Source organism: Mesorhizobium jarvisii (assembly GCF_003601985.1).
In the GTDB taxonomy this organism is placed as follows: Bacteria; Pseudomonadota; Alphaproteobacteria; order Rhizobiales; family Rhizobiaceae; genus Mesorhizobium; species Mesorhizobium jarvisii.
Genome location: NZ_QZXA01000003.1, coordinates 34,403 through 56,541 on the forward strand (window position 1 = coordinate 34,403; position 22,139 = coordinate 56,541).

The 22,139-nt window shown below is 64.9% G+C and carries 21 protein-coding genes and 1 tRNA gene; 13 read left to right on the top strand and 9 right to left on the bottom strand.

Annotation, left to right across the window (positions count from 1 at the left end; all coding sequences use genetic code 11):
- Positions 1-26: 26 nt before the first annotated feature.
- The 4 genes from D3242_RS07590 to D3242_RS07605 form a co-directional block, all read right to left on the bottom strand.
- Positions 27-1,403 carry a sensor histidine kinase gene (locus D3242_RS07590; protein ID WP_064981566.1) on the bottom strand — a complete coding sequence of 459 codons (1,377 nt, stop codon included), beginning with the start codon at positions 1,401-1,403 and terminating at the stop codon, positions 27-29.
- A complete protein-coding gene (locus D3242_RS07595; RefSeq protein WP_064981564.1) occupies positions 1,400-2,083 on the bottom strand; it encodes a winged helix-turn-helix domain-containing protein in 684 nt (227 codons plus the stop codon). Before D3242_RS07595 ends, D3242_RS07590 begins: the two co-directional genes overlap by 4 nt.
- 365 nt (positions 2,084-2,448) lie before the next feature.
- Complete coding sequence (locus tag D3242_RS07600) at positions 2,449-3,240, bottom strand: COG4705 family protein (RefSeq protein WP_064981562.1); 792 nt, start codon at positions 3,238-3,240, stop codon at positions 2,449-2,451.
- Between the two features lie 26 nt (positions 3,241-3,266).
- Entirely contained in the window at positions 3,267-3,524 is a 258-nt protein-coding gene (locus D3242_RS07605) for a hypothetical protein (RefSeq protein ID WP_027047561.1), read from the bottom strand.
- Positions 3,525-3,790: 266 nt separating this feature from the next.
- On the opposite strand from D3242_RS07605, the gene D3242_RS07610 reads away from it, so the two are divergent.
- The gene (locus D3242_RS07610; RefSeq protein ID WP_019862154.1) at positions 3,791-4,426 is read left to right on the top strand and encodes a methyltransferase family protein; all 636 of its coding nucleotides are present in this window, start codon (positions 3,791-3,793) and stop codon (positions 4,424-4,426) included.
- Positions 4,427-4,455: 29 nt separating this feature from the next.
- The gene (locus D3242_RS07615) at positions 4,456-5,523 is read left to right on the top strand and encodes a peptidase C39 family protein (RefSeq protein WP_064981560.1); all 1,068 of its coding nucleotides are present in this window, start codon (positions 4,456-4,458) and stop codon (positions 5,521-5,523) included.
- A 187-nt stretch (positions 5,524-5,710) separates the two neighbouring features.
- Here the strand turns inward: D3242_RS07615 and D3242_RS07620 are convergent, their stop codons facing one another.
- On the bottom strand, positions 5,711-6,196 hold the full coding sequence (locus tag D3242_RS07620) for a hypothetical protein (RefSeq protein ID WP_064981558.1): 486 nt from the start codon (positions 6,194-6,196) through the stop codon (positions 5,711-5,713).
- Positions 6,197-6,416: 220 nt separating this feature from the next.
- Here D3242_RS07620 and D3242_RS07625 point away from each other — a divergent pair, with 220 nt between their 5' ends.
- On the top strand, positions 6,417-6,782 hold the full coding sequence (locus D3242_RS07625) for a RidA family protein (protein ID WP_027047560.1): 366 nt from the start codon (positions 6,417-6,419) through the stop codon (positions 6,780-6,782).
- A gap of 32 nt (positions 6,783-6,814) precedes the next feature.
- Entirely contained in the window at positions 6,815-8,050 is a 1,236-nt protein-coding gene (locus D3242_RS07630) for an amidohydrolase/deacetylase family metallohydrolase (protein ID WP_064981556.1), read from the top strand.
- 26 nt (positions 8,051-8,076) lie between these two features.
- Here D3242_RS07630 and D3242_RS07635 read toward each other — a convergent pair whose 3' ends face one another.
- Positions 8,077-9,864: a flavin-containing monooxygenase gene (locus D3242_RS07635; RefSeq protein WP_064981555.1), complete on the bottom strand. Its 1,788-nt coding sequence runs from the start codon at positions 9,862-9,864 to the stop codon at positions 8,077-8,079.
- A gap of 104 nt (positions 9,865-9,968) precedes the next feature.
- Positions 9,969-10,910 carry a MurR/RpiR family transcriptional regulator gene (locus D3242_RS07640; protein WP_064981553.1) on the bottom strand — a complete coding sequence of 314 codons (942 nt, stop codon included), beginning with the start codon at positions 10,908-10,910 and terminating at the stop codon, positions 9,969-9,971.
- A gap of 308 nt (positions 10,911-11,218) precedes the next feature.
- Between D3242_RS07640 and D3242_RS07645 the strand changes: the two genes are divergently transcribed.
- The 5 genes from D3242_RS07645 to D3242_RS07665 all read left to right on the top strand — a co-directional run bounded on the left by D3242_RS07645 (position 11,219) and on the right by D3242_RS07665 (position 17,026).
- On the top strand, positions 11,219-12,052 hold the full coding sequence (locus D3242_RS07645; protein WP_019862146.1) for an ABC transporter ATP-binding protein: 834 nt from the start codon (positions 11,219-11,221) through the stop codon (positions 12,050-12,052).
- Positions 12,049-12,891 carry an ABC transporter permease gene (locus D3242_RS07650; protein ID WP_038650727.1) on the top strand — a complete coding sequence of 281 codons (843 nt, stop codon included), beginning with the start codon at positions 12,049-12,051 and terminating at the stop codon, positions 12,889-12,891. Before D3242_RS07645 ends, D3242_RS07650 begins: the two co-directional genes overlap by 4 nt.
- 70 nt (positions 12,892-12,961) lie before the next feature.
- On the top strand, positions 12,962-14,125 hold the full coding sequence (locus tag D3242_RS07655; RefSeq protein WP_064981551.1) for an ABC transporter substrate-binding protein: 1,164 nt from the start codon (positions 12,962-12,964) through the stop codon (positions 14,123-14,125).
- A gap of 184 nt (positions 14,126-14,309) precedes the next feature.
- On the top strand, positions 14,310-15,398 hold the full coding sequence (locus D3242_RS07660; protein WP_019862142.1) for a Gfo/Idh/MocA family protein: 1,089 nt from the start codon (positions 14,310-14,312) through the stop codon (positions 15,396-15,398).
- A gap of 188 nt (positions 15,399-15,586) precedes the next feature.
- Positions 15,587-17,026, top strand: a complete 1,440-nt coding sequence (locus D3242_RS07665) for an amidase (RefSeq protein WP_064981550.1) — start codon at positions 15,587-15,589, stop codon at positions 17,024-17,026.
- A 74-nt stretch (positions 17,027-17,100) separates the two neighbouring features.
- Here the strand turns inward: D3242_RS07665 and D3242_RS07670 are convergent, their stop codons facing one another.
- Both D3242_RS07670 and D3242_RS07685 read right to left on the bottom strand, forming a co-directional pair.
- Complete coding sequence (locus D3242_RS07670; RefSeq protein ID WP_064981548.1) at positions 17,101-18,342, bottom strand: M24 family metallopeptidase; 1,242 nt, start codon at positions 18,340-18,342, stop codon at positions 17,101-17,103.
- 628 nt (positions 18,343-18,970) lie between these two features.
- A tRNA-Gly gene (locus D3242_RS07685) sits at positions 18,971-19,045 on the bottom strand.
- Between the two features lie 212 nt (positions 19,046-19,257).
- On the opposite strand from D3242_RS07685, the gene D3242_RS07690 reads away from it, so the two are divergent.
- The 4 genes from D3242_RS07690 (at position 19,258) to D3242_RS07705 (ending at position 22,101) form a co-directional block, all read left to right on the top strand.
- A complete protein-coding gene (locus D3242_RS07690; protein WP_064981751.1) occupies positions 19,258-19,755 on the top strand; it encodes a prolyl-tRNA synthetase associated domain-containing protein in 498 nt (165 codons plus the stop codon).
- Between the two features lie 81 nt (positions 19,756-19,836).
- Positions 19,837-20,844, top strand: a complete 1,008-nt coding sequence (gene trxA, locus D3242_RS07695; RefSeq protein WP_027047557.1) for a thioredoxin — start codon at positions 19,837-19,839, stop codon at positions 20,842-20,844.
- A 121-nt stretch (positions 20,845-20,965) separates the two neighbouring features.
- Positions 20,966-21,637, top strand: coding sequence for an LON peptidase substrate-binding domain-containing protein (locus D3242_RS07700; protein WP_027047556.1), 672 nt, complete (start codon positions 20,966-20,968; stop codon positions 21,635-21,637).
- A gap of 218 nt (positions 21,638-21,855) precedes the next feature.
- Entirely contained in the window at positions 21,856-22,101 is a 246-nt protein-coding gene (locus D3242_RS07705) for a Trm112 family protein (protein WP_019862137.1), read from the top strand.
- Positions 22,102-22,139: the final 38 nt, after the last annotated feature.

Genomic DNA, 22,139 nt, shown 5'->3' on the forward strand with positions numbered 1-22,139 from the left:
GTTTCTGGCACCAGCTTTCGGCCCTATCACGCCGCCGATCTTACCAGCGGAAAGCTCACCACCACGGCGAGGCCAGGCTGACAATCGTCAAGGGCGATGGATGCGCCATGCAAATCGGCAATGGCCCGCACCAGGCTGAGGCCAAGGCCGTTGCCCGGCGTCGAGCGGCTGTGGTCCAGCCGGTAGAGCCGCTGAAACACCTGTTCGCGCTCGTCCGGAGGAATGCCGGGTCCATTGTCGGCGACGCTGGCAAGGACACGCTCGGCCTGGCGCGTCACCGACAGTTTGATGGTCGTCCCGGGCGGGCAATGGCGCAGCGCATTCTCGACCAGATTGGCGAACATCTGCGTCAACAGTTCCCGATCGCCATGAATCGGGTCTGCTGTCTCACGCAGTTGCGTCGACACCAGCGACTTTCCGTCGTCCTCGGCTACATCGGTGTAGATCTCGGCTATGATTTCCAGCACCTCGCCGAGATCGAGATCGGTGAACCGCGCCTTGCGGGCACCGGCCTCGATCTGAGCGATGCGCAACAACGCATCGAAGGTCTCGTTGATCTGATGGCCCTCCGCACGCGCGTCGGCCAGATCGTCGGAGACGTCCTGATCCCGCGCTGCCTTGTCGGCGGCGCCTTCCAGGATCATCTGCAGCCGGTTGAGCGGCGTCTTCAGATCATGCGCGATGTTGGCGCTGACCTGCTTCATGCCGTCCACCAGGCCCGACAGGCGATCGAGCGCCGCGTTGACCTGGCTGGAGACGATGTCGATGTCGTCGCCCGTGCCGGTCAGCGGAATGCGGGTATCGAGCCGGCCATGCGAGACATCGACCATGGTGGCGGCAATGCCGTCGAGACGGAGCTGGACGCGCGAGGCAAGCAGGGCGCCGCCGGCGACCGCCAGTCCGGTGATGATCAGGGTCGCCCAGCCGAAGCTCATCATCGCCACTGTTTCCAGCTCCTCCGTTTCGGAAAGGCTGAAGGCGACCGTCAGATTGTTGCCGCCGACCGAACCGGAAAAGGCGCGATACTCCGTATCCGGAGGCACGCCTGGCAACACGGCGTCGAACCCCGAGAACCCGTCGGGAAGCCCGGTGGCGGTGAAGTTGCCGGCCAGGTGGTTCCCGGCTGGGTCGGTCAGCGAAAACAGCTGTTCTTTCTTCGGGCTGAGCTTCGCATGGCTTTCGATCGTGGCGACAAGGTCCTCCAGATCGTTCGCGGAATAGGTGGCGGCGACGACCGAATAGGTTTCCTTGATGCTTTCGTCGAGCCGTTCGGCAAGATCGGCGCTCATCATCTGGTAGACGATGGCGCCCGACAGCACGAAGGCCAGCATGAACAGGAAGCCGAATGTCAGGGCGAGCCGGAACGGCGTGCTGCGCAGCAGGCGAGACCAGCTTCCGGTCATGGCGCAAGCGGTGCGTGCAGGCTGTAGCCGGTGTTGCGGATGGTATGGATGAGCTGGGCCTCGAACGGCTTGTCGACCTTGGCCCGCAGCCGGCTGATATGGGTCTCGACGACACTGGTCTTGGGATCGAAATGAAAGTCCCAGACGCGCTCCAGAAGCATGGTGCGGGTGATGACGCGGCCCTCGCCTCGCATCAGCACCTCGAGCAGGCTGAATTCGCGCGGCTGCAGGTCGATCGGCTGGCCCTGGCGCGTGACGCGCCGCATGATGAGGTCCATTTCGAGGTCGGCGACCCGCAGCACCGTCTTCTGCTCCTGCGCCGCCGGCCTGCGTCCGAGCGCATTGATGCGGGCAAGCAGCTCGGAAAAGGCGAAGGGCTTGACCAGATAGTCGTCGCCGCCGGCCTCCAGGCCCTCGACGCGGTCGTCGATGCCGCCGATGGAGGTGAGGAAGATCGCCGGCGTGCGCACGCCGGCCGCGCGCACCGCCTTGATCATCGACAGGCCGTCCAGACCGGGGATCATTCGGTCGGCGACGATCACGTCATAGCTGCCGCTGGTGGCAGCAAAAAGCGCGTCATGGCCGTTGCGCAGGAGATCGCAGACATGGCCGGCCTCGGTCAGTCCCCTGACGATATAGTCCGCCGTCTTGTGGTCGTCCTCGACAAGAAGAAGTCGCATCGCTGTTCCGGTTGATCGCCGATATCGGGCACAGGCTATCACCGGCACGGCCCCGTTCCTAGGATGGCAGGATGGCTTTGGCGGGGGCTTTCGCCATAAACATTCGAGATTGGCTGAGGCCTTCCCCACGTTCGTCATCCTAGGGCGAAGCAGGAGCGAAACTCCGTCGCGAAGACCCTGGGATCCATTCCGTGACCTTGGTCATAGAGTGCAACGGAGCTGAATTCTGCACCGCTGCGGCGCTTTGAAGTCGCGGCATGGATCCTCGGGTCTGCGCTGCGTCGCTGCGCTCCTTGCTCCGCCCGTGGATGACGAAGTGGTGGGGTTCTCTGCCAATTGTCAGCGCTAGCGCATCCTCACAGTCCTTAATCCTGCTCCAGCAGGATCTCGTCGGCATCGTCGGCCGTTCTCTTCAGCGTCATGTAGAGGACGAGTGCTGCGATGCAGCCCAGGAAGATCAGGCTGGTGAAGGTGGTGCCGAAGCCGAGGCCGCCATATTCGAGCGGTTGCGACAGAAGATCGCCGAAGGAGGCGCCGAGCGGGCGCGTCAGGATATAGGCCAGCCAGAAGGCGAGGATGGCGTCGAGGTGGATGAGATAATAGGCAAGCGCGATCAGCGCGATGACGCCGCCGAACATAAGGCCCGACGTGAGATAGCCCATGTCGAAACTCTCGGCGACGAGATCGCCGGCGGCGGTGCCGAGCGAGAAGGTGAACAGGATCGCCAGCCAGTAGAAGATCTCGCGCCTCGTCGTGAAGATGGTGTGGATCGACAGTGTTCTTTCGCTGGCGTACCAAACCGCGAACGTCGCCGCGAGCGCCACCGAGAAGGCAATCGTCGTCGTCTGCAGGCGCACGCCGAAATTGTCGACGAGGTTGTCGGTGATCAGCGTGCCGACGACGCTGATCAGCACCACCGCCAGCCAGTAGGCCCAGGGCACGTAGCGCTTCTGCGCGAACTGCAGGCCAAGGGCGACGATCAGCACGCCGGTCATGATCAGCGAGGTGACGGTCAGCCCGAGCCCGAGATTGACGGCGAGATAGTCGGCCGCCGTCTCGCCCATGGTGACCGCCATCAGCTTGATCAGCCAGAAGTCGAGCGTGACCTCCGGAACCCTGTTACGGTTCGGTCCAGTGGTTTTGTTGGGAGAGAGCATGGCGGCCGTCCTTATGGTTGCCGGATCTACTTGCCCATGACCTTCATGGCCTGGGCGAAGAAGTCGTCGGCGCGCTTGTCGTCGTCGGCATTGCAGCGTTCGATGCCCTTGGTCTCCAGCTCCGAGACCTTGGCCTTGTCGGCAGCGCTGAGCGTGGCCGTGGCCTCCGCTGCGCGAAGGGTCTTCAGCGTCTCCTCGCAAGGCGCGGGGCCTGCGAAAACGGAGGACATCGAGGCGGCGATGGCGAGCGCGCCACCTGCGACGGCAAGTGCGTATCTCTTCATGGAAAAATTCCCTATCTGATGCCGGTGATCCGGGCCGCGGCAATTGAAGCCGACCCCTAATTGGCGGACCGGCATCTGAACGATAAGGAAGCGACTTCACTCCAGCCTGTCCCGTGGCATACAAATTCGTAAGGATGGCCGTGATTGGCGCAAAAGGCCTTTACGAACGCCGCGTGCTGCGCTGATTGAAAGCGGCGGCCTTGTATCCGCCATCAATGGCGCGCCCCAGTGGCCGAACCCGTAATCTGTGCCCCAGGAAGACACGAATGACCTACGCGTCCCTCAAGCCTGTTTCACAGGCCTTCGTGCAGCGAAAGCGGCTGATCTTCGTTCGGGTGGCGGCGGTGCTGGCGGTGCTGCTGCTGTTTCTCACCAAGCCGGCGCTCAGCGAGGGCTCTAACGGTCACGAAACGCTCGAATTCCTGGGCTTCTGCCTGGTGCTCGCCTGCGTTGCCGGCCGGCTGTGGAGCATCCTCTATGTCGGCGGCAAGAAGAACGAGGAGCTGGTTTCGACGGGGCCGTTCTCGATGAGCCAGAACCCGCTCTATTTCTTCTCGACGGTGGGCGCGGTCGGCATCGGTCTGCTCTACGGCTCGCTGGTGGCGGCGGCCGTGCTTGGCGTCGCCAGCTTCCTCATCTTCCGCGTCACGGCGCGCAAGGAAGCCGAATATCTGCTGGGCAAGTTCGGCCCGGCCTATTCCGCCTATATCAAGACGACGCCGCGCTTCTGGCCGAACCCGCTGCTCTACCGCGACGACGACCAGCTGCAATTCTCGACCCGCGCACTCAAGCGCACTTTCTTTGACGGGCTCTATTTCCTCGCCATCTTCCCGGCCATCGAACTGATCGAGTACTTGCGGCAGACGGGCCTGCTGTTCCCGGCCTTCTTCACCCTGTACTGATCGGCCATTGTCCGGCTAATTTGCGGGTCATGCAGCACTTCGAGGAGCCTGTGGTATCGGCTGAAGGCGAAGGGGCCAATGTGACGGTCTTCACGGCCGAACACGTGGCCGTCTGGGCCGACCTGATCGCGGCGGTGCCGGCCGAGGCCGGCGATCGGCTGGCGGCGCTGCGGGAGATCGCCGGGGTCACCGGCGTGGCGTGCTACAGCGAGGGCCGCCCGGAGGCAATCGTGGTCGGGCAGCGCCGGCCGGCGGCAGCGATGCTGCGCATCGCCTTGTTCTGGTCTGCTCCGAATTTCATCGCGGGTGACGGCCTGCGCCTGCTGGAGGCGCTGGAGAAGGAGGCGCTTGCGCAAGACGTGCTCTGCCTGCGCGCCGACGAGGATACGGCGCAGCGCATCGGCGGCCAGTGGCAGCGCCGCGACGGGTTCCTGCAACGCTGGACCGGCAGCGAACCGAACCGCCGGCAGGTTCCGCCATCCTGGCCGCAGACGGCGGGTTTTACCTGCGGGCCGTCGGCGCTGGCCATGGCGCTGGCCGGGATCGATCCGGCCTTGCGGCCGGACCGGGCGCTGGAGGTCGAACTCTGGCGCGAGGCCACCACCATCATCGGCCCGAGCGGTCCGGGCGGCTGCGACCCCTACGGCCTGGCGCTGGCGGCGCGCCGGCGCGGCCTGCGGGCCGAAATATTCATGAGCAGCGCCGAACCGATTTTCCTCGACCGGGCCAGCTCGGAGGAAAGGCGCGGGCTGATGAGCTTCGTTCAGGCCGGCTTCAAGCGCGAGGCCGAAGCCGCGTCATTGCCGATCGAGAGGCGCGCCTTTGCCGTCGAAGAAATCGGCCAGGCGCTCGATCGCGGCCTGTCGGCGCTGGTGCTGATCGACCAGGCGCCGATGATGGGCCACACCTGCCCGCACTGGGTGCTCGTCCATGACCATGGCGACGGCGTCTATTTCCTCAACGATCCCTGGATCGAGCCAGACCGGCTCGAACAGAAGATGGACGTCGTCGACCTCCCGGTTAGGGCGGCGGAACTCGACCGGATGGCCTGGTACGGCAATCCGGCCTACCGCGCCGCGGTGCTGGTCGGGCGATAACGGCTGGGGGATTAGCGGAGGCCTCCATTGCTTCGTCATCCTCGGGTCTTCGCGACGCCGCTACGCGGCTGCTTCGCCCGTGGATGACGAAGTCGGAAGGCCCGGCTAATCCCGAACGCCTATGATAAGCCGAACGAACGAGGGTACCCTGTTACCACAGCCTTTTACCCGCCCCGCTACGGCGTTCTCAGGCCCCCAGCGGATACGGCATGTAGCCGACGAAGCCGGCGATCTTCCAGCTGCCTTCGACCTTCCGGCAGAAATACAGGGTCTGCCATTTCAGCCGGTCGACGCTGCCATCCGCCTTGGCGACGGAGCCGTCGAACTTCTTGTGCAGCACGGCACGGTCGCCGTCGACATCGATGTCGCGCAGATTGGTGACGCGAAACAGCGCCTCGCGCAACGGCTCGGCGAATTCGGTCGCCGCCGTCTCCTTGGCCTGGCGCAGCCACTCGTCGCGGTAGACCTCCAGCCTTGGGAACTGCAGCCGCCAGGCATCGGCATTGGCGAGGAAATGCGCATGCATGCCGAAGAAGCTTTCGGCGATAAAATCGTGCTCGACCATGGACCAGTCCTGGCCGATGAAGGCGTCGATGTCGCGCCGCACCAGCATCTCCCACAGCGCATGGCGGTCGGCATCGCCTGAAGGAAACGGGTTCTTGTCGAAGGTCATTCTCGGTTTCTCCGGTCTCGCACAGGCATTTGTCCGTCGCGGCGCGCAGGCCGCCCGGCCGGTGCGCACGATGCAAGCGCTTCTGTAATAAAGCAACACGGATTTCGAAGAATGTTGCTTTCCAACAAGGGCTCTATCGGGACCGCCGCGATCGCGGTAAATCTGCGCGGAAGTGGGCGCCGCCCTGGTGCCCTGCCGCGTCATCAGAGGAGGCGATCCCTTGCCCAAGCAGACTTTTGGAACATCCCATGTGCCGCTGTCGCCCGCCGTGCGGGCCGGCGACTTCGTCTATGTCTCGGGTCAGGTTCCGGTCGGCAGCGACGGCATCGTGGTCAAGGGCGGTATCACCGAACAGACCGAGCAGGTGCTCGCCAATGTGAAGGCGGCGCTGGCCTTGGCCGGCTGCACACTGGACGATGTGGTGAAGACCACCGTCTGGCTGGAAGACGCGCGCGATTTCGGCGCCTTCAACGCGGTCTACGCCAGGCACTTCCCGAAGAACCCGCCGGCCCGCACCACGGTCGAATCGCGGCTGATGATCGATATCAAGATCGAGGTCGAAGCGGTCGCCTATCGACCAGTTTGAGACGACAAAGCAAAGAACCGGAGGTTCCCCTCATGCAATTCGACCTCCTGCTGAAGGGCGGACGGCTGATCGATCCGGCGTCCGGCATCGATGCGCCGCGCGATGTCGCCATCGCCAATGGGCGGGTCGCGGCGGTCGATGCCGATATCCCGGCGGATCGCGCCGCGCAGGTCGTCGACGTGACGGGCTGCATCGTCGCGCCCGGGCTGGTCGACCTGCACAGCCACGTCTATTGGGGCGGCACCTCGCTCGGCGTCGATGCCGACCGGCTCGCCGCCAAAAGCGGCACCACCACCTTCATCGATGCCGGCAGCGCGGGCGCCGGCAATTTCCTCGGCTTCCGCCGCCATGTCATGGAGCGCTCCAGGGCGCGCATCCTGGCGTATGTCAACATTTCCTTTGCCGGCATCTTCGGCTTCTCGCAGTCGGTGTCGGTCGGCGAGTGCAGCGATCTGCGGCTCTGCGAGCCGCGCGAGGTGGTCGCCGCGGCGCGCGAGCACGCCGATGTCGTCGTCGGCGTGAAAGTCCGCTCCGGCAAGCATGCCGGCGGCACCAGCGGCATCGCGCCGGTCGATCTGGCGCTGGAGGCGGCCGACAGAGCCGGACTGCCGCTGATGGCGCATATTGACGAGCCGCCGCCCGGCCGCTCGGAAGTGCTGCCGCGCCTGCGCCGCGGCGATATCCTCACCCATTGCTTCCGGCCGTTCCCCAACGCGCCGGTCTTCGCCTCCGGCGCGGTGCGGCCCGACATGCGGCTGGCGCGCGAGCGCGGCGTCATCTTCGATCTCGGCCATGGCATGGGTTCGTTCGATTTCGACGTGGCGCGCGCCATGCTGGCCGAGGGGCTGGCGCCGGATGTCATCTCGAGCGACGTGCATCTCTACTGCGTCGACGGGCCGGCCTTCGACATTCTGGTCTGCATGTCGAAGCTGATGGCGCTCGGCATGCCGCTGGTCGAGGTGCTGCGCGCGGCGACGCAAGCGCCGGCGCGGGCGATCGCCAGGCCGGATCTCGGCACGCTGGCCGTCGGCACCGTCGGCGATGTCGCCGTGCTTCGCCAGCGATCGGGCCGGTTCACCTTCGTCGACGCGGTCGGGGCCGCGCTGGTCGCCGACCAGCGGCTGGTGTCGGAAGGCATCGTCATCGGCGGTACATGGTGGCCGAACGAGGCGGTGAACGATGTCAGCGAGACCGAGCGTTTCGAGGCGCATGCTGCGCATACGCATGTCGAGGTGGCGGCGCGGCATTTCGGGGACCGGCATGATTAGCCGATCTCCCCGTCGTGGGGTCGACCTTACCCGGCGTTGCTCGGCTTGCCGTAAACCGGCGTGGCAATCCCTTCCATGCGCGCCTTGATCTGCAGCGCCACGTATTTCGAGTAAAAACGCGACAGCGCCAGATTGCCGCCGTGGAACCACAGCGCTTCCTGCGCCGTCGGCTTCCACATATTCCGTAGCTCGCCTTGCCAGGGTCCGGGGTCGCCCTTGACACCGGAACCGAGGCCCCAGCAGGGGCCGACCTTGTCGGCGACTTCGCGCGAGACGAGTGCGGCGACATTCTCGTTCATCGACTGGTAGCCGGTGCAGGCGATGATGGCGTCGGCCTCGAGCTCGCTGCCATCCTCGAACAGGATGCCTGTCGGCGTCAGCGCCTTGATGGCGACGCCGCTGCGGATGCCGATCTTGCCGTCGATGATCAGGTCCGAGGCGCCGACATCGATGTAGTAGCCGGAGCCGGTGCGATAGGCCTTCATCAAGAGGCCGGTCTCGTCGTCGCCGAAATCGATGGCGAAGCCGGAGGCGCGCAAGCGGTCGTAGAAGGCGGCGTCGCGCGCCTTGATCACCTCGTAGAGCGCGCGCTGGCCCTTGGGCACCAGCGCGAAGGGGGTCGAGGCGACGATCATGTCGGCCTTTTCGGTGGTGATGCCGCGCGCCAGCGCGCTCTCCGAGAAGATCTCGAAGCCGACCTCCATCAGCGTGTCCGACTTGACCACGGTGGTCGGCGAGCGCTGGATCATGGTGACGTCGGCGCCGCTTTCCCAGAGATCGACGCAGACGTCATGGCCGGAGCTGGCCGCGCCGATGACGGCGACCTTTTTGCCGCGGAATTTGTCGCCGCTGGCATACTGGCTGGAATGCAGCAATTCGCCCTTGAATTCGCTCGCGCCGGCCAGGTCGATCTTTCGCGGCGGGCCGTAGGCGCCGGTGGCGAACACTACATGTTTCGGCTTCAGCGTGATCCGCCGGCCGACACGGTCGACCACCACGGTCCACTCCTTCCGCGCCGCGTCATAGGAGGCGCTGAGGCACTTTGTGGCGACCCAGTAGTTGAGCTCCATGACGCGCGTGTACATTTCCAGCCAGTCGCCCATCTTGTCCTTGGGCGTGAAGACCGGCCAGTTTTCCGGGAACGGAATGTAGGGCAGATGGTCGTACCAGACCGGATCGTGCAGCACGAGCGTGCGGTAGCGGTTGCGCCAGGAATCACCCGCGCGTGCATTCTTCTCGATGACGATGGTCGGCACGCCGAGCTGCCGCAGCCGTGCACCCAGCATGATGCCGCCCTGCCCGCCGCCGATGACCAGGCAATAGGGCTGCTCGGTGGCGCCGAGCTCGCGCGTCTCGCGCGCCCGCGCCTCCGACCAGGTCTCGCGTTCGGGGTCGGCCTTGTGACGCACGCCGAGCGGCCGCGCCAAACCCTTGCGCTCCTCGAACCCCTTGAGGTCGGTCATCGCCGTGAACAAGGTGCGGCAGCGTCCGTCGCGCAGGCGCACAATGCCTTGCCCTGACGCCACCGCGGTCTCGAAGGTGAACCAGGCTTCGATGGTGCCCTCGTCCGAGGTCGCCTCGCCGGCGAGCTGCCATGCGGTGGGCTTGGTCGTCGCCAACGTTGCCTCGAGCATGTCGACGATGGCCTCGCGGCCTTCCATGGTCGTGACGTTCCAGGTGAAGCTCAGAAGATCGCGCCAGTAGCAGTCGTCGACGAACAAATTGCTTGCCGCGGTCGCATCACCGGCCGCGAGCGCCTGCGCCAGGGATTCCAGCCATGCGGCTGCCTGTTTCGTCGGTGCCATTTCGAGCATGTGTTCCTCTTTCTGCGTGTGCCTTGCCTGAATGGGACGTCGAAGCCGGCGCTGCCCCTCATCCGCCTGCCGGCACCTTCTCCCCGTGAACGGGGAGAAGGGAGCTAGTCTCCGAGCGGCTCCATCTCCTTGCCGGTGCGGTGGATCTGGGCGTTGTATTTGATGCGGCGGACCGTCTCGCGCGCCGAGCCGTCGAGCTTGTAGGCGGAGGCTACGGCCAACAGGTCGATCGCCGCCAGGAAGGCGAAGCGCGAAGCGGTCGGCTTCAGCGTGTCGGGATATTCAGGCACCGCCACCGTCAGCCGGACATCGCAGGCGCGGGCGAGATCGGTGTCGGGCGCGGTCACGGCGATGGCGTTGGCGCGGTAGTGCTTGGCGAGTTCGACGGCCTCGATCACCTCGCGCGTGCGTCCGGTCGCCGAAATGGCGATCACCACGTCGCCCGGCTTCAGCGTCGAGGCGGTCATGCGCATCAGATAGGGATCGCACTGGGCGCTGACGGTGATGCCGTAGCGAAACAGCCGGTATTGCGTCTCCTGCGCCAGCGCCGAGGAACTGCCGCCGAGGCCGAAAACGGTGACCTGGCGAGCCTTGGCGATGAGTTCCGCCGCCTTCTGCAACTCGCCTGGGTCAAGCTGGCGTTCAGCCTCCTGCAGCGCCCGGCGCGCCTCGCCGAAGACGGCGTTCCAGAACGGCATGCCATTGTCGTTGCTGATGGCCGGCGGCTTGGCCAGATAGAGCGCGCCGACGACGAGGCTCTGCGCCAGCTTCAGCTTGAAATCGCGCACGCCCTCGCAGCCGATGGCGCGGCAGAAGCGGGTCACGGTCGGTTCGCTGACCCCGGCGCGTTCGGCAATCGCCGCATTGGAGGCGTCGACGGCGTATTTGACATTGTCGAGCACGACATCGGCGACGCGGCGCTCCGCCGGGCTCAACTCTGCGTAGGAATCCTTGACCAGCGAGATGATGTCGGGGATGCGCCTGATGTCGCGTCCCTCCGGCTCGTGGCTTGCAACGGGCTCTTGCTGGCTGTCAGCTTCAGTCATGAAGTCGGTCTTCCCTGTCTTTTCGACCTGACCTCTTACCATGTTTGCACATCGTCGTTCCATGCGCCCGGCCGCGCTGCAACCGTTGCGTGCCTGGCGATAGGCTCGCGTTTCCTTTTCAGAGTATGTAGGAAAGCAACACGTATTTCAAGGCTGGGAAAATTAAGTAGAAACAGTGTATTAAGCGAAATCCGGAATTTTCATGATACGGTTACCACCGCGAGCGCTTGACAGCAAAGTAGGATAGTTACAGACTGATTTTAGCAGGCGATGACCTACTGGATCATCACGCAATCTCCGAGGGGCGGATGAACGCGGGCGAGACAACAACGCCGAAGCTTGGCGTGCAGGCAGCGACCAAGATCTATCACACGGCGTCAGGCGACCTCCTGGCGCTGGACCGCTGCAGCCTCGATGTCAGGGCCAATGAAATCGTCTCGATCGTCGGCCCGTCCGGCTGCGGCAAGACCACGCTCTTGTGGTCGATGTCGGGCCTGCACGGCCTGACCAGCGGCGAGATCCGGCTCGACGGCGTCAAGATCGCCGGCCCGCATCCCGATATCGGCATCGTCTTCCAGGAAGCCAACCTCCTGCCCTGGCGCAATCTCGATGCCAACATCCGCTTTCCCTTCGAGATCAAGGGCGAAAAGCCGGACCGCGCCTGGATCGCGCATCTGCTCAACCGCGTCGGCCTCGACGGTTTCGGCGGCAAGTTCCCGCGCGAGCTTTCGGGCGGCATGCAGCAGCGCGCGGCGATCGTGCGGGCGCTGGCGCTGAAGCCCTCGGTGCTGTTGATGGACGAGCCGTTCGGCGCACTCGACAGTTTCACCCGCGAAGAGATGAACCGGCTGGTCGAGGAAATCTGGCTCGACACCAAGACCACCATCGTCTTCATCACCCACAGCATCGAGGAAGCGATCTTTCTGTCGGACCGCGTGGTGGTGCTGAGCGCCCGGCCGGGCAAGGTCGCCAAGGAGTATCGCGTGCCGTTCGCTCGGCCGCGCTCGCTGGAGATCATGGCGACCAAGGAAGTCTTCGACCTCACCAACCGGATCAAGATGGACATTGTCGGCGAGCGCGCCAGGCCGAAGGCGCCGGAACAGGAGCGCGCCAGCGCCGAGATCGTGAGGATCAGGCCGTGAGCGACGCCATCCCGGAATTCTCCAAATCCAAATCAGGCGATGGCCAGGAGGTCAGCCTGACCAATCTGTCGGCCTTCGCCAGCGGCCCCGGCATCAAGTCGGGCAAGGAGGTGGCGGCCATCATCGCCGTTGCCGTGGTCATCATCGGCGGCATCGAACTCGCGCTGCGGCTGTTCCATGTGCCGCTCTACATCATGCCGCCGCCGAGCTCGATCGCCTATGCGCTGTTCGACGAGTTCCCGCTGATCGCGCCGCATCTCGGCTACACGCTGGTCGAGCTGGTCTCCGGCTTTGCCATCGGCGCCGTCGTCGGGCTGGTGCTGGCCGCCGTCATCACCCAGTTCCCCTTCGCCGAAAAGATCGTCGCTCCCTACATATTGCTGCTGGTCACCACGCCGATGCTGGCGCTGGTGCCGCTGCTCATCCTGCGCTTCGGCTTCGGCTACACGCCGCGCATCATCGCGGTGGCGCTGGCCGCCGGGCCGATGGTGATGATCAACGCCGCCACCGGCTTTCGCCGCGTCGACAGCGCCAAGATCGCGCTCGCCCGCTCCTACGGCGCCAGCACCTTGCAGATCTTCTGGAAGATCCGCGCGCCGATGGCGCTGCCGATGATCCTGGTCGGGCTGATGATCGGCGCCATTTTCGGCCTGCTTACCGCCGTCGGCGCCGAGATGGTCGGCGGCGGCTTCGGACTCGGCAACCGGCTGACCACCTATTCGTCGATGATCCAGATGCCGCAGTTCTTCGCCGTGGTGCTGATCCTGTCGACGCTCGGCATCCTGATCTACGTGCTGTTCTTCCTCATCGGCAAGAAATGGGCGAGCTGGGAGGCTTGAAGACAAGGATTTGAAGCAAGACGCCCGGGAGGCGGGCGGCAGACCGACGTCAAACAAAAAGGGGAATGCCATGACCAAAGACAATTCGATGAACCAGCCAGGCATCAGCCGCCGCTATTTCCTGCAGGTCACCGGCGCCGGCCTGGTGACGGCAACCGCACTCGGCGCCACCGGTTTCAAGGCAAGGGCCGAGGCGTATGGCAAGTTCACCTGGATCTCGCCGCGCGGCACGCTCGAAGTGCTCGACGACTATCCCTACTGGGCAGCCAAGAAAGCCGGCTATTTCGACGGGCTCGACACCGACATGCAGCCGGGGCCCTCGGACGGCACGGCGACGGTGAAATTCGTCGATGTCGGCCAGGCCGATATGGGCTTCCCCTCGCCCGGCGTGTTCTCCTTCGCCATCCAGAACGGCATGAAGCTGAAATCGGTGTTCCACATGGGCGCGCGCGATACGTTCAGCATCGCCTTTCGCAAGGGCGAGGGATCGAACGATCTGAAGAAGCTCGAAGGCAAGACCATCCTGCTCGGCTCCGCCGCCTGGCAGTCGATCACCGATCCGCTGCTCGCCGCGCAAGGCGTCGACATCAAGAAAGTAAAGTATGTCGAGGCCGGCTGGCCGACCTGGGGTACCGCGCTGGCCGGCGGCCAGGGCGATGCAGCCCTGTCGTGGGAAGGGCTGCGCGCCGAATGGATCGCCAAGGGCCTCGACTTCGAATACTGGCTCGGCGTGAAGAACTCCAAGCTGCCGGCCAACACCTTTGTCGTGCGCAGCGCCGACCTCGAGGACCCCGACAAGAAGGCGTTCCTGGAAAAGTACCTGCGCGGCTGGGCGATGGGCCTCGAATTCGGCTACCAGAATCCGCGCGCGGCGGTCGAAGCGGTGTTCGAGCAGTTCCCGACGCTGGCCAAGAATCTCGGACCGGAGCTCGGCACCACCTCGATCCTGCAGCAGATCAACGTCTTCCGCGGCGACATGGACAAGCGCGGCGGCTGGGGCTCGCACGACATGGCGAGCTGGCAGGGCTTCTTCGACGAGATCCACAAGATCGGCCAGATCACCAATCCGGTGAAGGCCGAGGATGTCTGCACCAACGACCTCATCCCGGCCGCCAACGATTTCGACAAGGCCAAGGTCAAGGCCGATGCCGACGGCGTCAAATTGTCGGAAGGCTTTGCCGCGCTCGATGTCGAGAAGATCAAGGCGCATCTGTTCGATTCGGCGGTTAAATAGGGTGCAAAAAAGAGGTCATGCCGTTCCTTGCCCTGTCTTGGCTCGTTTCCTCTCCCTCGATCGACGGGGGAGAGGAAGGGGCCGGGCAGCGAGCGGCGGCGCTGACCTGAGGTGATTGTCCCAATGGACATGCGAACGGCGATCGATCGCCGTGTGCGATTCAATCAAGAACCGGGAGGCTGACTTGGCCGACAGAGTAAAAGTGCTGGTGGTGGGTCTCGGCAATATGGGTGCGTCGCATGCCAGCGCCTATCACCGCTCCGAGGGTTTTCAGATCGTCGGCATCATGAGCCGCTCAATCAAGAGCAACACCAAGATACCGGCCGAATTAGCCGGCTATCCGCTCTACGAGGATTTCGACCTGGCGCTGAAGGAGACGAAGCCGGACGCCGTCTCGATCAACAGCTGGCCGAACACCCATGCCGAATATGCGCTGAAGGCGATCGCGGCCAATTGCCATGTGTTCATGGAAAAGCCGCTCGCCACCAACATCGAGGACGCCGAGAAGGTCGTGGCGGCGGCGCGCGCCAAGAACCGCAAGCTGGTGCTCGGCTACATCCTGCGCGTCCACCCCTCCTGGATCAAGTTCATCGAGGTCGGCAAGACGCTGGGCAAGCCGCTGGTGATGCGCCTCAACCTCAACCAGCAGAGCAGCGGCAGCGCCTGGCACTGGCACAAGAACCTGATCGATTCGCTGATCCCGATTGTCGATTGCGGCGTGCACTATGTCGACGTCATGTGCCAGCTGACCGGCGCCAAGCCGGTGCGTGTGCACGGCATCGGCGCCAAATTGTGGGCGGAGGCCGACAAGCAGAATTACGGCCATCTGCACGTCACCTTCGATGACGGCTCGGTCGGCTGGTACGAGGCCGGTTGGGGGCCAATGATGAGCGAGACGGCCTATTTCGTGAAGGACGTGGTCGGTCCGAAGGGCGCGGTGTCGATCGTCGCCGGCCAGGCCGCCAGCACTGCCTCGGACGCCGAAGTGTCGAACTCGGCCGATATCGACCGTCACACCAAGACCGATGCGCTGAAGATCCACTATGCCCAGGTCGACGGCGACAAGAACTTTTCCAAGCCCGACGAGATCGTCAGCATGGAGGACGAGCCCGGCCACCAGGAGCTGTGCGACCGCGAGCAGGCCTTCTTCCTGCGCGCCATCCGCGAGGACCTCGATCTGACCGAGCAGATGGACGCGGCGGTCAACAGCCTGCGCATCGTGCTCGCCGCCGAACAGAGCATTGCGCTGGGACGGACGGTCGAGCTGGCCTGACGCGACCGGTTGCTGGCACTGGAGGCGGCACCGGCAGCGCAGCAGTTTCATCCTTCTCCCCGTCACCATACGGGGAGAAGATGCCGGCAGGCGGATGAGGGGCAGCGCTTACATTTGCAATTAGCCGGTAGCGACAGCTCGCGCATTCTTAAGCGCGGTGTCGAGGCATGCAAATTTGGGAGAGAGGCATGGTCACCGACAGTCTTTTGAAAACCTATGCGGACTCCGATGCGCTCGATCTGGTCGGGCTGGTGCGCGGCGGCCAGGTTTCGCCGGCCGAACTGGTCGAGGCGGCGATCACGCTGGTCGAGCGGCTCAATCCGGCGCTGAATGCGGTGATCCATCGCCTCTACGACATGGCGCGGGCGCAGGCGCAGACGGTCGACAGATCGGCACCCTTCGCCGGCGTGCCGTTCCTGCTCAAGGAACTGGCTTCGTCCTGGACCGGCGCGCCGAACACCAATTCCTGCTTCTACCTCAGGGATGTCGTCGCCGATTCCGACACCGAAGTCGTTCGCCGCATGAAAGCGGCGGGACTGGTGCTGGTCGGCAAGTCGAACGCGCCGGAGAACGGCTGGTCGATCACCACCGAGCCGAAACTCTACGGCGTCACGAAGAACCCGTGGAAGGAAGGCATCACGCCCGGCGGCTCGAGCGGCGGGGCGGCGGCGGCCGTCGCTTCGCGCATGGCGCCGATCGCCGAAGCCAGCGACGGCGCCGGTTCCATCCGCATTCCAGCCTCATGCTGCGGCATCGTCGGCCTGAAACCGTCGCGCGGCCGCGTCAGCCTCGCGCCGTTCGGCGACTATTGGTATGGCGGCGCCTATTTTCTCTGCTGCTCGCGCAGCGTGCGCGACACGGCGGCCTATCTCGATGCGGTGGCTGGCGCGCTGCCGGGCGATCCCTACACGCCGCCGGTTCCCGATGCCTCCTGGCTCAGCCTGTCGGCACGGGCGCCGAAAAGGTTGCGCATCGGCTTCACCGTTACGCCGCCCAACGGCACGGCCATCGATCCGGAGGTGAAGGCAGCGGTGCTGGCGACCGTGGCTACACTCGAACGGCTGGGGCATCACGTCGAGCAGCACGACATGCCGCTCGACGCCAACGGCGCCTGGGCGACCTACACCAACATGACCTGCGTGCAGACGGCGGCGACCTTCAACTATCTTGAAACGGTGATCGGGCGGCCGGTGGCCTCAGCCGACGTCGAAGCGGTGACCTGGGCGATCATCGCGCGCGGTCGCGCGACCAGTGGTGTCAGGCACATCTCCGATGTCGAGCAGCTCAGGCAGATCGGCCGCGACATTGTCGGCGATCTCGACGCCTACGACCTCTTCGTCACGCCGACGCTGACGCAGCTGCCCCGCCCACTCGGCTATTACGATATGTCGGAGACGGACATCGACCGCTACAACGCCAAATGGACGGACGCGGTGTTTGCCTTCCCCTTCAACATTTCAGGCCAGCCGGCGATCTCGCTGCCGCTCGGCTGGTCGAAAGGCGGCGTGCCGATCGGCGTGCAGCTGGTCGGCCGCTATGGCGACGAGGCGACCGTGCTGGCGGCATCGGCGCAGTTGGAGCAGGAGATGCCGTGGAGGGATCGGCGGCCAGCCGTGAGTGTTAGTTAGCCGGCGCGGCAGGGGCGGAGCGCGACGAATAACGAAACATCGGCGGTCGCGCCCTACGGCGACAACGACCAACCCTACCCAATCGTCTCCAGTCGCCTTGGCAGCCGGTTCATCGGCCTCGGCCCATCCGCCGTGATCAGGAACTGGTCCTCGAGATTGAAGCTGGCGAGGCCGTCTATGTAGAGCGGGATTTCGAAGGCCAGCACCATGCCGGCCTCGATCACCACATCGCTGTCGGCCGCAATGAACGGCCATTGCTCGGAAAACACCGACTGGCCGACGCTGTGGCCGAAATGGCCGCGGCGGAAGCTGCGCAGGCCTTGCCGCGCCAGGCTGTCGGTGGTGACGCGATGCACATGAGCGAGCGTGTTTCCGGGGATCAGCGCCGCCAGCCCGTCCTCGAAGGCGCGCTCGGCGATGGCATGCAGCTCGGCCTGGTCGGCGGAAGGCGGCCCAAAGGTGAAATTGCGCGACATGTCGGAGGCGTAGCCACCGACCGTGCAGACCATGTCGCATTTCAGGGGATCGCCGGCCACGGCCCTGGCGTCGGCGCCCTTGGCGCGGCCGCCCAGCGTCACATATTCCGCCGTTACGACCGGATGCGACAGCCCGGCGGCCGCGTCGGCGACGCCCTTGCGGTAGAGCGCGACGAGATCGGCCTGTCGCATGCCGGCCATCGCGTCCACCTGCAAGCGCTCCAGCCCGGCTTCCGAGAGAAAGATGCCTTGCTGAAGGAGATCGATCTCGCGCTGTGATTTGACGGCCCGCAGCCTGTCCAGCACCGGCGAGCCATCGACCATCGGGGAATGCGGCAGCAGCGCCTGGACGGCCGTGAAATCGGCGGCCGGGACGAAGTCGAGGTCGATGCCGAGCGTTGCGCGCTCCAGTCCGAATTGCTTGAGCAAGGCCTGCAGCTGGCGCACCGAGCCGGCGAGATCGAAAGTGGCGGGGCGGGAGAAATCCGGCGCGCGGTCAAGCGAGGCAAGGCCGGCCTCGATGCGTTCGGCCAGGGGCAACTCGTGCGCTGTCTCGACCGGCGCGGATTCGATCCAGATCGGGTGCCACCGCACAACCGCTTCGGGTGCGGCGAGCCGCAGCTGCACGGCGTTGAAGTCGGCGACGACAACACCGATCGGCAAATCCTGCTGGGCCGGGATGACGATGAAGCCGGCGCCGGCGCGCCGGAACAGTCCCGCCGGGCCGATCCACGCGCCGGTCGCATAATGGAAAGCCTCGGGTGCGCACAGCACCAGCGCCCCGATGCCGGCGCCTTCCATCAACTGCGCGGCGCGCTGGCGGTCGACAAAGCCTGTCATGGGTTTCTCCGGATAGCCTGGCGGCAACGGAGCATTGCGGGCGCGGACAATCAAGGGCCGGATGGGAGATCCGGCTGCCGACAGATCGCGCGTTGGCCGGCAGATGCTGCAGGCGACTGCAACGGAGACCCGTGGGACTTGATACCCACCCATCTCTTTCCAGGCGTTGGCGCCGCCCCTCACCTGCCTGCCGGCATCCTCCCCCGTATAGTGACGGGGAGAGGGGAGCTGTCATCAACGGTTTCGCCAGCCACAAGCGTCGCAAGAAAAACGGCGAGGTCGCCGCCAGCTACTTTCTCCCCGTCACTATGCGGGGAGAAATGCCCGGCAGGGCAATGAGGGGCGGCGCGAGCTTCGGCAATGGGCCGCCTCTGCCACGCGTTAGGATTATTGGGGCGTGCCCTATGGCCGTCGCAAGACAGCGGCGAGCGCAATCCCTACTTGATCGATTCCAGCACCCAGCCGCAGAACTCCAAGAACCCGAAGAGCGTATCTCAGTACGACGTTGCCGGCTTCCAGCAGTGCCATAAGTGACGCTCGGCCCTTTGACGGGCGAGATTCCACCCGCCAAAAACGAAAAAGCCGCGGCTGACCGCGGCTTTTCGATGCTTGATTCCCTGGAGGAAATTGGAGCGGGTGAAGCGATTCGAACGCTCGACCCCAACCTTGGCAAGGTTGTGCTCTACCCCTGAGCTACACCCGCTCACACGGCGTCTTGGCCGCAAGCCGGGCCTATATGGCTGAAGAGCGCGGCGATTGCAACAGGGAAATCGCAGGCTTTTTTCAACACGCCAAACGATGCCGGCAAACCGCCGGTGCGGCGCGGATTTCATCGCGCCTTTGCGCGATGGCCTTGTGCCGGCCACCGCATTGGCCGTAAACGGCAAGGCGGGAAAACGACGAAGAAGAAGACCGATGCCGAAGACCGAAGCCGAACTTTTTGCCTTTCTCGCCGAACTCGGCGTCGCCGTTTCGACGAAACGCCATCCGCCGCTCTACACGGTCGCCGATTCGCAGGCGCTGCGCGGCGAGATCCCCGGCGGGCACACGAAAAACCTGTTCCTGAAGGACAAGAAGGACAATTTCTTCCTGGTCACCGTCGGCGAGGATGCGGTCGTCGACCTCAAGCAGATCCACCAGCTGATCGGCGCCGCCAGCCGTGTTTCCTTCGGCAAGCCGGAGATGCTGATGGAGCTTCTGGGCGTCTCGCCGGGCGCGGTCACCGTCTTCGGCGTCATCAACGACACGGCCAACCGGGTCAAGCTGGTGCTCGACGAGGATTTGATGGCACATGCCGTCATCAACGCCCATCCGCTGACCAATGAGGCGACGACATCGATCGCGTCGGCCGATCTCATCAGATTCGTCGAGGCAACCGGGCACGATGCTGCTATCTTGAAAGTCTCGGCATGATCGCCACATGCATGGCGAAACCGACTTCCAATGACATGGCGCCGACCCGCGGGCCGGCGGCGCGACCGAAAGGGTGACGAGATGAGCGACAACAAGCCGTTTGGCGGGTCATTCGGCAGCAGTGGCGGCCAGTATGCCACCACCGTTCAGTATGGCGGAACCGCAGCCGCGCCGGCGAAGGTCTCGCTTGGCGATGCGCCAGCCGCCGCCCCCGCGGGCGATGTCATCAAGGACACCACGACCGCCGCCTTTGCCGCCGATGTCATCCAGGAATCGCGCCGCCAGCCGGTGCTCGTCGATTTCTGGGCGCCGTGGTGCGGCCCCTGCAAGCAGCTGACACCGCAGCTGGAAAAGGCAGTCCGGGCCGCCGGCGGCAAGGTCAAGCTGGTCAAGATGAACATCGACGATCACCCCTCCATCGCCGGCCAGCTCGGCATCCAGTCCATTCCGGCCGTCATCGCCTTCAAGGACGGCCAGCCGGTCGACGGCTTCATGGGCGCCATTCCGGAGAGCCAGATCGCCGAGTTCATCACCAAGGTCGGCGGCAAGGGCAATGGCGCCCCGGCCGTGGCCGAGGCGCTGGCGGCTGCGACCGAAGCGCGCGAGGCCGGCGACATGCAGACCGCCGCCGACATTTTTGACGCTGTCCTGGCGCAGGCGCCGGAGACGATCGAGGCGATCGCCGGACTGGGCGAGCTGCTGTTCGAAGCCGGCGACACGCAAGGCGCCGAGGCGCTGCTGGCAACGGCACCCGAGGCCAAGAAGGACGCGCCTGTTCTCGCCGCCTTGCGCGCCAAGATGGCGCTGGCCGCGCAGGCGGCGGAACTGGGCAATCCGGCCGAGTTCGAGCGCCGCCTCGCCGAAAACCCCAAAGACCATCAGGCGCGTTTCGACCTGGCCATGATCCAGAACGCCAGGGGCGAGCGCACGGCGGCAGCCGACAATCTGCTGGCCATCATCAAGGCCGACCGCGGCTGGAACGAGGACGGCGCCAGGACGCAATTGCTGCAGTTTTTCGAAGCCTGGGGCATGACCGACGAGGCGACGCTGGCGGCGCGGCGCAAATTGTCGGCGCTGCTGTTTTCCTGAGCCGGCGGCTGTTTCGTCGCACGGGCTTGTGGTCGGCGGCGGCCGCGCCAGATTAGGAAGCTGACTTCGGCCAAGCCGACGATCCCGGCGGCGGGCGAAAGAAGTCGATCGGAGGAATGTGGTGCAAGCGGGAAACGCGCATTACCGGCTGGCCAAGGATCTGCCGTCGACGATCCCGATCTTTCCGCTCGAGGGCGCGCTTTTGCTGCCGGGCGGCCGCATGCCGCTCAACATCTTCGAGCCGCGCTATCTGCAGATGGTGGACGAAGCGGTTGCCGGCTCGCGGCTGATCGGCGTCATCCAGCCGCGTCTGGACGGCGCGCTGCGCGAGGATGGCGAGCCTGAGCTGTGCAATGTCGGCTGCGCCGGCCGTATCATCGCCTTCTCCGAAACCGGCGACGGCCGTTACCTGATTTCTCTGCAGGGCGTGTTCCGCTTCCGCATCGCGCATGAACTGACGGTCAAGACGCCGTTTCGCCAAGCGAAGCCGGCGCCCTTCCTCGCCGATCTCGATGACGATCCGGCGGCGAACGAGATCGACCGGCCGGCACTGCTCAAGGCGTTTCGCGCCTATCTTCAGGCCAATGATCTCGAGGCCGACTGGGAAAGCGTCAGCCGCGCCGAAAATGCCATGCTGGTCAATGCGCTGTCGATGATGGCGCCCTACGGCCCGGCCGAGAAACAGGCGCTGCTCGAAGCCGCCGACCTGAAGACGCGCGCCGAAACGCTGATCGCCATCACCGAAATGGCGCTGGCGCGCGAGAATGAGGACTTTGGCTCGAGCCTACAGTAAGATGTGCCGATATTCAGGTGATGCCGGCCTGCAAATGGAGGCTTCCTGCGCTTCTCAGTTCTACTGCGTCGCAGTAGAACTGAGCTCACGTACGAAAAGTATGCTCCGCTCCGGTTCTCGGAAGCCACCATTTTGGTCGCTGCGCACCCGTCTTCGACTCCGGTTCGGCCTGACCTGGGTCTTGGTACATCTAGGCTAGAAGCTGAGAAGAGGAACCGATGGCGGCGGATGGGCGTGACGGGAAGAAGATCGATGTCGATCCCAAGCTGCTGGAGCTTTTGGCCTGCCCGCTGACCAAGGGGCCGCTAGCCTGGGATCCGGAGCGCGGCGAACTGATCTCGCGGGTCGCCAAGCTCGCCTATCCGGTGCGTGACGGCATCCCGATCATGCTGCCCTCCGAGGCGCGGACGCTGTCGGCGGAAGATGTGCTGGCGCCGCCGCCGAGGCTGAGCGGGCCGGGTTGAGCAGCATAGCCATCCGTCGTTTTGCTCTCCCAAGGCAG